The 14563-nt window shown below is 36.7% G+C and carries 10 protein-coding genes; 8 read left to right on the top strand and 2 right to left on the bottom strand.

The features are described from left to right. Positions 1 to 263: 263 nt before the first annotated feature. On the bottom strand, positions 264 to 1985 hold the full coding sequence (locus NK356_RS17725; RefSeq protein ID WP_253317615.1) for an amidohydrolase: 1722 nt from the start codon (positions 1983 to 1985) through the stop codon (positions 264 to 266). 135 nt (positions 1986 to 2120) lie between these two features. Here NK356_RS17725 and NK356_RS17720 point away from each other — a divergent pair, with 135 nt between their 5' ends. After that, the gene (locus NK356_RS17720; RefSeq protein WP_034696697.1) at positions 2121 to 4853 is read left to right on the top strand and encodes a sodium-translocating pyrophosphatase; all 2733 of its coding nucleotides are present in this window, start codon (positions 2121 to 2123) and stop codon (positions 4851 to 4853) included. 145 nt (positions 4854 to 4998) lie between these two features. On the opposite strand, the gene NK356_RS17715 is transcribed toward NK356_RS17720, so the two are convergent. Beyond that, the gene (locus NK356_RS17715; RefSeq protein WP_253317614.1) at positions 4999 to 6138 is read right to left on the bottom strand and encodes an aminotransferase class I/II-fold pyridoxal phosphate-dependent enzyme; all 1140 of its coding nucleotides are present in this window, start codon (positions 6136 to 6138) and stop codon (positions 4999 to 5001) included. A gap of 160 nt (positions 6139 to 6298) precedes the next feature. On the opposite strand from NK356_RS17715, the gene NK356_RS17710 reads away from it, so the two are divergent. The 7 genes from NK356_RS17710 to NK356_RS17680 all read left to right on the top strand — a co-directional run bounded on the left by NK356_RS17710 (position 6299) and on the right by NK356_RS17680 (position 14519). Next, positions 6299 to 7339 (top strand): M28 family metallopeptidase, encoded by a 1041-nt coding sequence (locus NK356_RS17710; protein WP_253317613.1) that lies wholly within the window; start codon positions 6299 to 6301, stop codon positions 7337 to 7339. A 117-nt stretch (positions 7340 to 7456) separates the two neighbouring features. Beyond that, positions 7457 to 7819 (top strand): glyoxalase, encoded by a 363-nt coding sequence (locus NK356_RS17705; protein ID WP_253317612.1) that lies wholly within the window; start codon positions 7457 to 7459, stop codon positions 7817 to 7819. A gap of 9 nt (positions 7820 to 7828) precedes the next feature. After that, positions 7829 to 8329, top strand: coding sequence for an endonuclease V (locus NK356_RS17700; protein WP_253317611.1), 501 nt, complete (start codon positions 7829 to 7831; stop codon positions 8327 to 8329). A gap of 156 nt (positions 8330 to 8485) precedes the next feature. Continuing rightward, positions 8486 to 9661: an acetyl-CoA C-acyltransferase gene (locus NK356_RS17695; protein ID WP_253317610.1), complete on the top strand. Its 1176-nt coding sequence runs from the start codon at positions 8486 to 8488 to the stop codon at positions 9659 to 9661. Between the two features lie 240 nt (positions 9662 to 9901). After that, the gene (locus NK356_RS17690) at positions 9902 to 11212 is read left to right on the top strand and encodes a T9SS type A sorting domain-containing protein (protein ID WP_253317609.1); all 1311 of its coding nucleotides are present in this window, start codon (positions 9902 to 9904) and stop codon (positions 11210 to 11212) included. A 446-nt stretch (positions 11213 to 11658) separates the two neighbouring features. Then, the gene (locus NK356_RS17685) at positions 11659 to 13221 is read left to right on the top strand and encodes a class I SAM-dependent DNA methyltransferase (RefSeq protein WP_253317608.1); all 1563 of its coding nucleotides are present in this window, start codon (positions 11659 to 11661) and stop codon (positions 13219 to 13221) included. After that, positions 13218 to 14519 (top strand): restriction endonuclease subunit S, encoded by a 1302-nt coding sequence (locus tag NK356_RS17680; RefSeq protein ID WP_253317607.1) that lies wholly within the window; start codon positions 13218 to 13220, stop codon positions 14517 to 14519. The genes NK356_RS17685 and NK356_RS17680 overlap by 4 nt, the downstream gene beginning before the upstream one ends. Positions 14520 to 14563 lie beyond the last annotated feature (44 nt).

Below are 14563 nucleotides of genomic sequence, written 5' to 3'. Positions count from 1 at the left end.
AGCTCCAATGGGAGCTGACTGTTAATAGAACGTATTTGTTTTAAAATTAGAGCTCCGGAGGAGCGACCTGTTAATTCTATTTAAATTTTATCGAACAAGAATGGTTTTTTATATAAAGTGTCGGATCTAAGGTTCATTCAAGACATTTACATGACCCTCAAAATCTTCTAAATTCTATTTCTTTATAATAACAGGAGACTGCCCAAACTTTTTGGACAGTCTCTTTAGTATCTGCTCTTTTCATTAAATCATTGTACAAAGATCTACTTTCTTTTGTAGACAGAATTTCCTTCTTTTATCGTTTCCAGAACCTTAATGTTTCTGAGGTTTTCAGGAGCTACTGTTAAAGGATTCTGGTCAAGAATAACAAAATCAGCTATTTTACCAGCTTTAATAGACCCTTTTCTGTTTTCTTCCTGTAATTGATAAGCTCCGTTAATGGTAATTGCTTTTAAAGCTTCAAGGGTGGAGATTCTTTCATTAGGACCTAAAATCATTCCAGATCGGGTCTTTCTATTCACTGCTGCGTACACTGCCGTAATCAGATCGGGTGGTGTAACCGGAGCATCATGATGAATAGTAAAAGTAATTCCTGCCTTTAATGCTGAATTTGCCGGACTGATAAAAGAAGCTCTTTCAGGACCGAAAACACTCGAATAATGCCAATCTCCCCATAAATAAGCATGAGTAGAAAAATAAGAAGGGATTACTCCTAATTCTTTTATTTTTTGAATATGATCAGGTCTGCTGTTCTGTACGTGAATTAATGTTGCCCGCAATTCCGGCTTGTAAATGTTTTCATCTTTTAACCTTTGAATAACACGGATAGCTTGATCAATTGCTGCATCTCCATTTACATGAAGCTGGGCAGTGATATTATTTTGAAAAAGGACCTTCAGGTCGTTATATAAGGTTTCATCCGTAAAAATAGGGAACCCTTTATAGTCTTTAGACTGACCTTCAGGTGGAACTAAATAAGGCTGGGTAAGCCAGGCTGTTTTACCTTGTGGGGAACCATCATCAGAAAATTTGAATCCAGCTAATTTCAGATGATTTTCATACTTCATATACTTTGGTTTGAAGTTGTTGAAATCTTTTTTGAAATATTCATAATCAGGAAAGTAAACAACATCAGCTTTAAGAAGATGCTGAGATGCTGCTTTTTCTAACAGAGCAACACTTTCTCCCATGGTTCTCCCGTCACAAATAGTAGTCTGTCCATAGCTGAGCCATTCATCCTGGGCTTTCATCAGATTTTCCATTGCATGAGCTTGGGTGTTTTTGCCTTTACCCATTTTTTCTGTGATGGCCAATAACGCATTGAAACTTGCATTTTCTTCTAATTTTCCGTTCAGTTTTCCTGTTTTTTTGTCCCTGCCAAGGTGACCTCCTTCAGGATCTTTTGATGATTCCGTTATTCCCAGAAGCTTTAGCATGGCACTGTTAGCTACGCTGGCATGGCCTGAAGCATGAATAACAATGATAGGATTAGTCTTGCTGATGGCGTCCAGTTCTGTTTTTGTAGGATGACGGTGCTCCGTAATGATCGCATCATCATAACCATTTCCGATAACGGGTATATTATCTGTGATTTTTTTGTCTTTAATATAGTTTTTAATTCTAGTCTGTAAATCTTTAATTGAATTTACTGTACCATAAGGTTCAGGAGATAAATCTACAACATCCATCATCCCGGCTCTTGAAGTAAGATGTCCATGAACATCTATAAAGCCAGGAAGTAGAGCTTTTCCATTAAGGTTAATCATTTTAGTAGAAGGTTCAGAGAAACGTTCTGCATCTGATTTTGTTCCGGCAAAAAGTATTTTCCCGTCTTTTACTGCTACAGCTTCAATTTGTGGAGAAGAATCTTCCATTGTTATAATAGAACCTCCGAAATAAAGTATTTCAGCTTTTTCTTGTGGAATCTTATTTTGACAGCTGCTTATGCTTGCAGATAAAAAAATAGTGTACAATATCCTTTTCATAAATAATTAATTCAAATCATGGTGATAAACAAATTTACGAAATAATAGATAATTATTAGTGAATTTTATTGCGTGTTTATAATTTCATTATATTTATAAGACTAATCTCAATTTTTTAATATAAAATAATAAACTATGGATCTATTTGTGTTAGTGCCAATTTTTGGTGTCATAGCTTTGCTTTATACATTTCTTCAGAGCAACTGGGTAAACAAACAGAATGCAGGAAATGAAAAAATGAAAACAATCAGCGGCCATATTGCAGACGGTGCAATGGCTTTTCTAAAGGCTGAATACAAAATCTTAACGTACTTTGTTGTTGTTGTAGCCATTCTATTGGCAGTAATGGGCTCAAGTAATGCCAACTCACACTGGAGTATCGGACTTGCTTTTGCTGTTGGAGCTATATTCTCTGCATCAGCAGGGTTTATCGGAATGAAAATCGCTACCAAAGCGAATGTGAGAACGGCAGAAGCTGCAAGAACTTCACTGTCAAAAGCCCTTAAAGTATCTTTTACAGGAGGTTCTGTGATGGGAATGGGAGTTGCCGGGCTTGCGGTCTTAGGTTTAGGAGCTTTATTTCTTATTATTAAACAGATTTTTGCCCCTGAAGCTACAGTAGACTCTCATGAAATGGAAAAGACCATCGAAATTCTTACCGGATTTTCTCTGGGGGCTGAATCCATTGCGCTTTTTGCAAGAGTAGGAGGTGGTATTTATACAAAAGCGGCAGACGTAGGTGCTGACCTTGTAGGAAAAGTAGAAGCCGGAATTCCTGAAGATGATCCCCGAAATCCAGCAACAATTGCAGATAATGTAGGAGATAACGTAGGAGATGTTGCCGGAATGGGAGCTGACCTTTTCGGATCGTATGTGGCGACAGTTCTTGCCACGATGGTATTAGGTAGAGAAACTGTTTCTGATGATGCTTTCGGAGGTTTTGCCCCGATTCTTTTGCCGATGCTGATTGCAGGAACAGGAATTATATTTTCAATGATCGGAACTTTATTTGTGAAAATTAATGATAATGAAGGTTCGTCTACTTCCAGTGTACAGAACGCATTAAACCTTGGAAACTGGGGAAGTATTGTAATTACCGCTATTGCTTCTTATTTCCTTGTAACCTATATTCTTCCTGAAAAAATGGTTCTCAGAGGCCATGAGTTTACTAAGATGGGCGTATTCGGAGCTATTATGGTAGGTCTGGTAGTAGGAACTTTAATGAGTATTATTACAGAATATTACACTGCCATGGGGAAAAGACCTGTTTCCAGTATTGTGAGACAGTCTTCTACAGGACACGCAACCAATATTATCGGTGGGCTTTCTGTGGGAATGGAATCTACTTTACTTCCTATTATTGTATTGGCAGGAGGAATCTATGGTTCTTATCTGTGTGCCGGGCTTTATGGAGTGGCTATTGCCGCAGCTGGAATGATGGCTACTACAGCCATGCAGCTTGCTATTGATGCTTTCGGACCTATCGCTGATAATGCAGGAGGTATCGCTGAGATGAGTGAACTGCCTAAGGAAGTAAGAGAGAAAACAGATATTCTGGATGCCGTAGGAAATACAACCGCTGCTACAGGGAAAGGATTTGCCATTGCTTCGGCTGCTTTGACAGCATTGGCTTTATTTGCTGCTTTTGTAGGTATTGCAGGTATTGACGGTATTGATATTTACAGAGCAGATGTTCTTGCCGGACTTTTTGTAGGAGGAATGATTCCGTTTATCTTCTCCTCATTGGCGATTACCGCAGTAGGACAGGCTGCCATGGCAATGGTAGAAGAAGTAAGAAGACAGTTCCGTGAAATTCCTGGAATCCTGGAAGGAAAAGCACAGCCGGAATATGAAAAATGTGTTGCCATTTCTACAGATGCATCTATCAGAAAAATGATGCTGCCTGGTGCGATTGCCATCGTCTCTCCTTTATTAATCGGATTTATTTTCGGACCTGAAGTATTAGGAGGATTTTTAGCTGGAGCTACAGTATGTGGTGTTTTAATGGGAATGTTTCAGAACAATGCTGGAGGAGCATGGGACAATGCAAAAAAATCATTTGAAAAAGGAGTTGATATCAATGGACAGACCTATTATAAAGGTTCAGAACCGCACAAAGCATCTGTAACAGGTGATACAGTGGGAGATCCGTTTAAAGATACATCAGGACCTTCGATGAATATCCTGATCAAATTAATGTCAATCGTTTCTTTAGTGATTGCGCCTACTTTAGCTGTTTTACATAAAGATAAAATTGAAGCCAACAGAAAAGCAAAAATTGAAAGTCTTACAGGAATTTCAAGTAGTGCACCCACTGTAAATGGAGATTCTAAAATAATTACGGTTATTCCGGGAGAAATCAAAGGGCACCTTAATGAAAATGGAGATTTTGTATATGAAACAGGAAATATTCAGAAAATAAAACTGGACGGAGGAAAAACAATTGCCATTGGTGACGGAAGCCAGCTTTACCAACTTTATAATGTGGTGAAACAAAAAGATAAATCTGCATTAGATCCAAATAAGTGGTATACTATTGAAAACCTTTATTTTGAAACAGGTTCAAGTGATCTGAAAGCAGAATCAGTACTTCAATTGAATACTTTGTCAGAAATCTTAAATGCTTATCCGAATTTAAAAATAAAACTAGGTGGATATACAGATAACAGCGGTAATGAAGATAGTAACCTTAAGTTATCCAATCTGAGAGCACAGACTGCCAAACTTAAACTGCTTGAGCTAGGTATTTCTGCAGACAGAATAGAAGCAGAAGGCTATGGATCTCAACATCCGGTATGCGAAGCTAATGATACTGATGAATGCAAAGCAAAAAACAGAAGAATTGATGTAAGAGTACTGGCTCTTTAAATTCACTGAAAAAATAGAAGAAAAGCATCGCTATGGCGGTGCTTTTTTTATTGATTACCCTTAAAAACAAAACTTGCACAAATAAAATATTCAGAATCATCTGTGAAAACCTGTACGATCTGTGGGAAAAACAACTGCAGAAACATCAAAGATTCCTTTTCAAATGCTCCAACGCCTGAATAATCAATTCATCTTTTTTGGCAAAACTAAACCTGATATAATCAGAATTTTGTCTTGAATTATAGAACGCAGAAAGTGGAAGACAGGAAACCTTCTTCTCAATCGTTAGCCACTTGGAAAATTCCACATCTGTCATGCTTTTAGAAATAGTCCTGAAATTAACCACCTGAAAAACACTTCCTTCCGCTTGTTTTTCAATCTGAAGTGGTGTTTCTTTAATCATTTCATTAAAAATATCTCTTTTCGCCTGCATGATTTTTTTGCTGATATCCGGATCAAATACATCGAGGTATTTTGCAATAGCATATTGTGCAGGAGCATTTGCACTGTAAGAAATATATTGCTGATGACACTGGAATCTTGCTGTTAAAGCTTCTGAAGCAAGCATATAACTCACTTTCCATCCCGAAGTATGAAACATTTTACCAAAAGAAAAAATGCAGAAAGTTTTTTCTTTTAGTCCAGGATGGATGAAAGAACTGTAATGTTCAGTTTTATCATAACAATAAGTATCATATATTTCTTCTGAAATCAAATAAATATCACGGTCTTTAATCAGTTCATAGAGCTGATTCCAGTCTTCTTTTTTCCATACTTTTCCGGTGGGATTCTGGGGAGAGTTGACAATGACTGCTCTTGTCTTTTCAGTAATACAGTCTTTAAACAGATTCCAATCGATGGTAAAATCACCATCAAGATCATAATAAACAGGAATTCCTCCATTCATGACTACAGCTGGTCCATAAGTGTAGTATGAAGGTTGAATAATGATGACTTCATCACCTTGATTCAGAATTGATTTAAGCGAAGTATATAAACCAAAGGTTGCACATGGGATAATGGTGATTTCTTTGCCTGTAAGAGAGATTGTATGGGTTCTTTTTGCATTGAAACGAATAATGCTTTCTATCAGAAGAGGGTTCCCTGCAAGAGGTTCGTAATGATGAGTGTTCTTTTCTGCAGCTTCTTTTAAAAATACTTTCAGGCGTTCATCAATATCAAAATCGGGAAGTCCCAAAGAAAGATCAAAGCTTCCGTGCCTGGTTGCCAGCTCGGACATTTCCGTAAAAAAGGAATAATGAGTAAATCCGTAAATTTCTTTCACTTATTTTGTATTTTTATCAAATATAATAAAATTTTAATACCGGATTATATTTAAAAATAACGTGCCGTTCAATTTGTAATGGATTGCATATTATTTTGTCATATTCACTCTGCATGCCGGGATTCAATAAAAATTGTTATTTTTAAGAAATTTATCTTCTATGAGAAAAATACTTATTCCGTTATTGGCAATGGCTCTAGTAACCAGTTGTGGAACGGCAAAAATATCTGACGGGAATGCTTCACATCCTGTTTCAACAAAACATAACAAAGCATTTAACAATGCCTATAAAGAGATTAATGCAGAGGATTTAAAGAAAAACCTGTACGTCATTGCTGCAGACGATATGGAAGGGCGTGACACCGGAAGCAAAGGACAGAAAAAAGCGGGTGAGTATATTGTTAATTATTATAAAAATCTGGGTATTTCAGGGCCTAAAACATTAAATTCATACTATCAGAAAGTACCTTCCGAATTCATGAAGAAAAGAGGAGGCGGCAACCTTCCGGATTCTGAAAATATTCTGGCTTTCATTGAAGGAAGCGAAAAACCGGAAGAGATTGTGGTGGTTTCTGCACATTATGATCATGTAGGAACAAAAAATGGAGTAGTGTACAACGGAGCAGACGATGACGGAAGTGGAACTGTAGCTGTAATGGAAATTGCCAAAGCATTCCAGCAGGCTAAAAAAGCAGGAAAGGGTCCTAAAAGATCCATTCTGTTTCTGCATGTTACAGGAGAGGAACATGGGCTGTTTGGTTCAGAATATTATTCCGAAAACCCTGTTTTCCCATTAGCCAATACAGTTGTTGACCTTAATATTGATATGATCGGACGTGATGATCCTGCCAACAGAGGAAAACAATATGTCTATGTGATTGGTTCTGAAATGTTGAGTTCTCAGCTCAAAGTAATCAACGAAGCGGCAAACAAAAGAACCAACAATCTGGAATTGAATTACAAATACGATGATTTGAATGATCCTGAACAATTGTATTACCGTTCAGACCACTATAATTTTGCCAAGCATAATATTCCTGTAGCATTCTTCTTTGATGGTATTCATGAAGATTATCACAAACCAGGGGATGATCCGGAAAAGATTGATTATCCGTTGTTGGAGAAAAGAACCCAGCTTATTTTTACAACGGCCTGGGATATCGCCAACAGGGAAGAAAGAATTGTGGTTGACAAAAAATAAACACCAGTTTTAATTCGGATTGGTTCTTACCCTTGTCAAGGTTTAAAACCTTGACAAGGGTAAATAATTACCATCCCGCTTGAAAAAACCGGAAACCCCTTGAAAAATAGAAAAACTATGACCCCAAAACTGAAATCCATCAGACCTTTTATCGGAGCACAAAACTTTGAAATCAGCAGAAATTTTTATAAAGATCTGGGTTTTGAAGAAGTTGTTCTGGAGCCCAAATTATCACTTTTTATACGTGAAGAAATTGGCTTTTATCTTCAGGATTATTACGCAAAAGATTGGGTAGACAATACCATGATTTTTATGGAAGTTGCCAATACCAATGAATTCTGGAACGAACTGCTGTCTTTAGGCCTTACAGACAAATATCAACATGTAAAATTGACTCCGGTAAGAGTCATGGACTGGGGAAAGGAGTGTTTTGTACACGATCCGTCTGGGATATTGTGGCATTTCGGTGAGTTTTTTTAAGAGAGAAATATGATTTACGCATTCGATACCTACTATTATGAGGATTATGCCAATACCGTGTGTATTGCATTTGAAGACTGGACTTCGGAAAAAGAAGTGGAAGTCTTTATAGAACAGATTCCTGTGAGTTCAGAATATGAAAGCGGAGCCTTTTACAAAAGAGAATTGCCCTGCATTGTAAGTCTTCTGAAGAAAATAACATTAAAACCGGAAGATATTATCATTGTCGATGGATATGTCACTTTGGATAATCACGGGAAAATTGGTCTTGGTGGACACCTTTACGATGAATTGGAAGAAAAATATCCTATTGTTGGGATTGCAAAAAATGAATTTACAACACCGGATTCCCAGCGAAGAAGTGTTTTCCGTGGAGAAAGTAAAACGCCACTTTTTGTAACAGCGAAAGGAATAGATGTAGATGAAGTTCAATTAAAAGTAGAACAGATGCATGGCGATTACAGAATGCCCACACTGCTAAAAAAACTTGATCAGCTAAGCAGAGCATAAACAATAGAATCTTACCAGAGCAGTAAGATTTTTTTTATCTTATTAATATACCGATTGGTATATTTTGATTATCTTTGTGAGATTCCTTTGTCAACATAAAAAGGATTTTTTTTAATTAAAAATATACTGATCGGTATATTGTAAAAAATAAAATCTATGAAAGAAGTATTTATAGTAGCAGCAAAACGAACTCCGGTAGGAGGTTTTATGGGAAGTCTGTCCGGATTTACAGCGCCTCAATTGGGAGCTCTTGCCATTGAGAATGCTTATCAGGGCATTGGATTAGCTCCTGAATACATAGACAGTGTATATATGGGAAACGTACTGAGTGCCGGACTGGGACAGTCACCCGCAAGACAGGCCTCTGTTTTTGCTAAAATTCCTGTTGATAAAGATGCCACCACCATCAATAAAGTCTGTGCATCCGGAATGAAAGCGGCAATGATTGGGGCTCAGCAGATTCAGCTTGGATTAGATCATATTGTTATGACAGGAGGAATGGAAAGCATGAGCAATGTTCCGCATTATGTCAAAATCCGACAAGGAACAAAGCTGGGAGATACCATTCTTACTGATGGATTGATCAAAGATGGATTATGGGATGTTTACAATGATTTTCACATGGGAAGTGCAGCCGAACTGGGCGTTAAAAAATATGAACTCACCAGACAGGAGCTTGATGAGTATGCGTTGTTTTCCTATCATAGAGCTCAGGAAGCGGCTAAAAATGGCAAGTTCGCAAATGAATTGATCCCAATATCGATTGAAAGCAAAAAAGGAACTACAATTGTTGATAAAGACGAAGATATTGATAAACTGATCCCAGAGAAAATTTCCCTGTTGAAACCAGCATTTGAAGCAGACGGAACACTTACAGCAGCCAATTCCAGCAATCTGAATGATGGGGCTGCAGCCTTATTATTAGCATCCTCTGAAGCTATAGAGCTGCATAATTTAAAACCACTGGCAAGAATAATAGCCTATGCAGATGCCGCTCAGGCACCGGAATGGTTTACCACTTCACCTTCCATTGCTATTCAAAAACTGTTGAAACAAACCGGTCTTAGTCTGTCTGATATCGACTTTTTCGAGATTAATGAAGCGTACTCTTCTGTTATTTTATCCAATCAGAAAATCCTTGGGTACGATGTGAATAAAGTAAATGTTTATGGAGGAGCAGTGGCATTGGGGCATCCGATCGGAGCTTCAGGAGCACGAATTATGACTACTTTGGTGAATGTTTTACGCCAGGAAAAAGGCAAGTATGGAATTGCTGCTATCTGTAATGGAGGAGGAGGTGCTTCCGCAGTTCTTATCGAAAATATAGGCTAAAAGGGATAAATTACCTTAGATTTCAATTATTCTAATAAAAAGATCTTTCTTAAAGTTAAATTTGAGAAGGATCTTTTCCGTTGGTAACAGATTGATTATCCATTGATCATACAGAATATTCAATGAATACAGACGAAAGATAAATGCTTTATTTTTATTAAACTGACAAATATCATTGTGTTGTTATTTTTATTCATTCTAAATAAATATAAATTTGTCCCAAGAAATTTAACAAAGAAAATGAAAAAAATAACTACTCTTTCTGGTATTGTACTTGCCTCGCTGATGAATGCGCAGCTGCAATATTGTATGCCAACCTTTCAGTATGGAGCTGACAGCAATATGATCAGCAATGTGACTTTCGGAACGATTAATAATTCATCACCCGTTCAGTCCTCAAATGCACAAATTTATGAGAACTTTACGGCAATCTCCACAGATTTGCAGTCAGGAAGCTCTTACCCGATATCCGTGAAAGGTCCGTCCAGTACATTTCCAAGCGATGTAGTTGTTTTTATAGACTTTAATCAGAATGGTAATTTTGATGATGCCGGAGAAAGTTTTTATATCGGAAGGCTTGAAGCGGCTAATCCAGCCAATGCTTTTACCATCAGCAATACCATCATGATTCCTGCCAATGCAGCCAGTGGAAGTACAAGAATGAGAGTTCTTAAAAATACCAATGTTCAGGCCTATTCAAATCCTGCAGCTGCTAATTCTATCAGTTCAGCTTGTGACAGCGGTTTAAGAGCAGGGCAGACGGAAGATTATACGGTTAATATCATAGGAAATACAGCGAGTTTCCCGGCTCCTTACTGTGGCACTGAAAATATTACAAGCTTGACCGTGAGTGAGATCAGTACCGTAGAATTTGCCGGAGTTGTTAGAAACAGTGCACTTGACGGGAATTCTGATGTTCTTGAAAACTTTACAGCAACCGTTTTCAATGTAAACCGTGGAAATAGCTATCCTATAAGTGTTACAGGAGGTACACACGGACAGACTACCGTATCTGCCTATGCTTATATTGATTTTAACCATAATAATCAGTTTGATGCTGATGAGCAATTTAATCTGGGCTATCTGGATAATTCCAATCCGGTTTCCGGTCATGAATCTGGGGTTACAGCGGGCAATATTACTATTCCGGCAGGAGCGCAGCTGGGAGAAACCCGTTTCAGACTGGTAAAAGCATATGAATCCAGTTCATGGATGGGATCTTTGAAGAATCTTCCCTGTCCTGCAGGTTGGTTTATCGGCCAGGCAGAGGATTATACTTTAAATATTCAGCCTGAGAGTCTTTCAACCATTGAAGTTTCCAAAGAGGCATCAGCCCAGGTGAAAATATATCCGAATCCTACATCAGGTTCAGTGACAATCAAGATGAAAGAAGGATTGGAGAAATATGAAATTTATAACATATCCGGACAAAAGATGCTGGAAGGGAATTCTATGACGGTTTCTATGGACAGTTTTGTTCCAGGAACTTATTTGATTAAAATTCAGACCAAAAATCAGAAAACAGTCACAGAAAAGATCATTAAAAAATAGACACATCATATCTAAATCATATCCATATCAATTTTTGTTTTTTTATCGACAGGTCCTTTACCTGTCGGTTTTTTATTTTAAAGAACTTTAGAATATCTGTATGTAAGAGAGTTTTTTATTGCAGACTCTCTGATCGGCAATAATATTCAGTTTTCGCAAGATGCCAGGCTGAGTACTTTTTCCATAAAAAAGGAAGCGGTAACTATGGTTATCACAAGTTGTTTATGATTGAAATTAATGTGGAAACGCTAAATAGTTTTAAATTATATTGTTAAAGTCATATGGTTAATGCTGTTTTTGGTTTATGATGTCAATTTTCAAGGCTTTAGTTCTTTAAAATGACTTTTTTATAATGGATTTATTTTTGCTTTAGAATTTATAAAAACCTTCCAAGATCCTCTGTTTTGTGCTATATTTACACTTCAAATAAAAGGATAAATACCGTAATGACTGATAATAAATTATCTTTAAGCACTTTAGAAAGCTGGCTTTGGGATTCCGCAAATATATTGAGAGGAAGCATTGACTCTTCAGATTTTAAAAATTACATTTTTGGGTTATTATTCTTAAAACGTTCCAATGATGTATTTGAAGAAGAGGTTGAAAACATTATGACTCGTGACGGTGCTTCTCGTGAGGACGCAGAAGATGGAACGTATTTCCAAATACCAATCGAATCTCGTTGGGAAACCATCAAAAAAGAAACAGAGAATATTGGTATTGCTTTAGATAAAGCTTTTGCAGGGATTGAGCGTGAAAATACTTCTCTGGAAGGTGTAATGACTGCCACCAAATTTGGTGATAAAGAAAAGTTATCTGACGAATTATTACAACGTCTTTTAAGGCACTTTAATCAGTATTCGCTTAGAAATTCTAACCTGGAATCAAATGATTTATTAGGCGATGCTTATGAGTATTTGATTAAAATGTTTGCTGATGATGCAGGTAAAAAGGGAGGGGAATTCTATACACCCCGTGGTGTGGTGCAATTGATTGTACAACTTATAAAACCGGAACCCAAACAAAAAATTTACGACCCTACTTGTGGCTCAGGGGGTATGTTGATTGAATCAGCCCGTTATATTGCCGAACAACCCAATGGAAAAATATTGAACAATATCAACGTATCTTTGTATGGGCAAGAGAAAAATTTGGGTACATGGGCTATTGGTAAATTGAATATGCTGCTTCATAATTTTATGGATACTGATATTCGAAAAGGAGATACCTTAATCACCCCGCAGCACAAGAATGAAAATAATGAGTTGGATTTATTTGACCGCGTGATTGCGAATCCTCCGTTCTCGATGGATGGGTGGTGGACTCCGGCTGAAAACTCGATTGAGGTAAAATTGGATAAGAATGGTAAAGAGAAAAAAGTAACCCCAAATTATGCCAAAGTAGTAACAGACCCATACGGACGTTTCCAATTTGGAATACCACCAAGAGGTTATGCTGATTTAGCTTTTTTACAACACATGATAGCGGTTTTAAAACAAGACGGAAAAGCGGGTGTTGTTTTACCACACGGTACTTTGTTTAGAAGCGGAACCGAAGGAACTATTCGTAAAGCATTACTTGAAGCCGATTTGGTAGAAGGAATTGTAGGGTTACCAAGCGCATTGTTCTACAACACAGGAATACCAGCTTCTATCTGGATTATTAATAAAAATAAAACCGAAGCGCAAAAAGGAAAAATAACCATTATTGATGCCAGCAGTGATTATAAAGAAGGTAAAAACCAAAACGAATTATTACCAGAACATATTACTAAAATAGTAAATGCATACGATGGCGCAACTGATGTAGAAAAATACATGCGTATTATAACTATTTCAGAATTAGCTGAAAATGATTATAATCTGAACATTTCTCGCTTTATTGACACCTCAGAAGCAGAAATTGAAGTGGATATTAAAGCGGTACATATCAAGCTGGATGAATTGGAACAACGTGAAAAGGAAATTGATAAAAGATTGGCTGGATTTTTAAAAGAGTTGGGAGTATGATTAAATTTAATAAAATTTCATTTCAAAAGGATATTCCAGATACTTGGAGTAGGATTCCTTTATATGAATTAAGAAATAAAAAGGATCGATATGGATTTACTGGAGGTCCATTTGGGTCTGATTTAAAATCAGAACATTACACAGAATCTGGTATTAAAATTTTACAACTTCAAAATATTGGAGAAGGAAAATTCATTGATAAGGGTATAGTTTATACGTCAGAACAAAAAGCAGACGAGCTTATTTCATGTAATATATATCCGGGCGAAATAATTCTTGCTAAAATGGCACCAGTTGCAAGGTGCTGTAAAGTTCCTTCGACAGATGAAAGATATTTGATGTGTTCTGATGGAATTCGTCTTTCAGTCGATACTCATAAATTTGACAATGAGTTTGTTTTTCAATCCTTAAATTCAAAATATTTCAGAGACGAAGCTGAGTCCAAAAGCACAGGTACAACTAGAGCAAGAATTGGTTTAAATGAATTAAAACAAATCTGTTTATATGTACCAAATTCCGTCCAAGAACAACAAAAAATAGCCGAAATATTAAGCACCGTAGATGAAAAAATTGAGGTCATAGACCAACAAATTATCCAAACCCAAGAACTCAAAAAAGGCTTAATGCAACGTTTGTTAACCAAAGGCATTGGGCACACTGAGTTTAAGGATTCTACTTTAGGGATGATTCCTGAGAGTTGGGAGGTGGTCGAACTTGATGAAATTAGTTCAACCACAAGATTAGCAGGGTATGAATATTCTGAGTATTGGGAAGAATCGATTGATGGTGAAATAACTGCTTTGAGAGGTTATAATATTGGAAAAAACAAGCTACTACTTCACAATGTGATTAAGATTTCTGAAGAATTATCTCAAAAGCTTATTAGGTCGAGATTATTCAAAGGCAATGTGGTTTTTCCTTGCGTTGGAACAATTGGAAATGCAATTGTCATTGAAGAAAATGATAAATATCACATTAACCAGAACATTGCTAAGATAACTCCCAATGATAATTTAGACTCTTATTTTTTGATGCAATATTTAATTAGCCCGATGTGCAAAAATGAAATTAAAAGATTTAATGCAACAACAAGTCAACCAAATGTATTAGTAGGAAGTCTTAGAAAGTTTAGAATACCTTTTCCAAGTAGCATAAGCGAACAAATTAAAATTTCAAGAATATTAGGTTCTGTAGATGATAAACTAGAAATATTATCCGAAAAGAAAACCCACTACCAAGAACTCAAACAAGGCTTGATGCAACAGTTGTTAACAGGTAAAATTAGAGTAAAAGTTTAGCATTAGACCTTTTTTAGTTTCAGGAAAATTGTAGAATGTAAATA

Origin of the sequence: Chryseobacterium sp. S0630, assembly GCF_024158915.1 — a bacterium.
Taxonomy (GTDB): Bacteria; Bacteroidota; Bacteroidia; order Flavobacteriales; family Weeksellaceae; genus Chryseobacterium.
The sequence above is the reverse complement of the archived record's forward strand: the minus strand, read 5'-3'. Positions and strand labels throughout refer to the sequence as shown.

What these genes read in the sequence shown, in the direction of transcription:
- NK356_RS17725 (WP_253317615.1), bottom strand. Translation starts at nt 1,985, where the DNA reads ATGAAAAGGATATTGTACACTATTTTTTTATCTGCAAGCATAAGCAGC.
- NK356_RS17720 (WP_034696697.1), top strand. Translation starts at nt 2,121, where the DNA reads ATGGATCTATTTGTGTTAGTGCCAATTTTTGGTGTCATAGCTTTGCTT.
- NK356_RS17710 (WP_253317613.1), top strand. Translation starts at nt 6,299, where the DNA reads ATGAGAAAAATACTTATTCCGTTATTGGCAATGGCTCTAGTAACCAGT.
- NK356_RS17705 (WP_253317612.1), top strand. Translation starts at nt 7,457, where the DNA reads ATGACCCCAAAACTGAAATCCATCAGACCTTTTATCGGAGCACAAAAC.
- NK356_RS17700 (WP_253317611.1), top strand. Translation starts at nt 7,829, where the DNA reads ATGATTTACGCATTCGATACCTACTATTATGAGGATTATGCCAATACC.
- NK356_RS17695 (WP_253317610.1), top strand. Translation starts at nt 8,486, where the DNA reads ATGAAAGAAGTATTTATAGTAGCAGCAAAACGAACTCCGGTAGGAGGT.
- NK356_RS17690 (WP_253317609.1), top strand. Translation starts at nt 9,902, where the DNA reads ATGAAAAAAATAACTACTCTTTCTGGTATTGTACTTGCCTCGCTGATG.
- NK356_RS17685 (WP_253317608.1), top strand. Translation starts at nt 11,659, where the DNA reads ATGACTGATAATAAATTATCTTTAAGCACTTTAGAAAGCTGGCTTTGG.
- NK356_RS17680 (WP_253317607.1), top strand. Translation starts at nt 13,218, where the DNA reads ATGATTAAATTTAATAAAATTTCATTTCAAAAGGATATTCCAGATACT.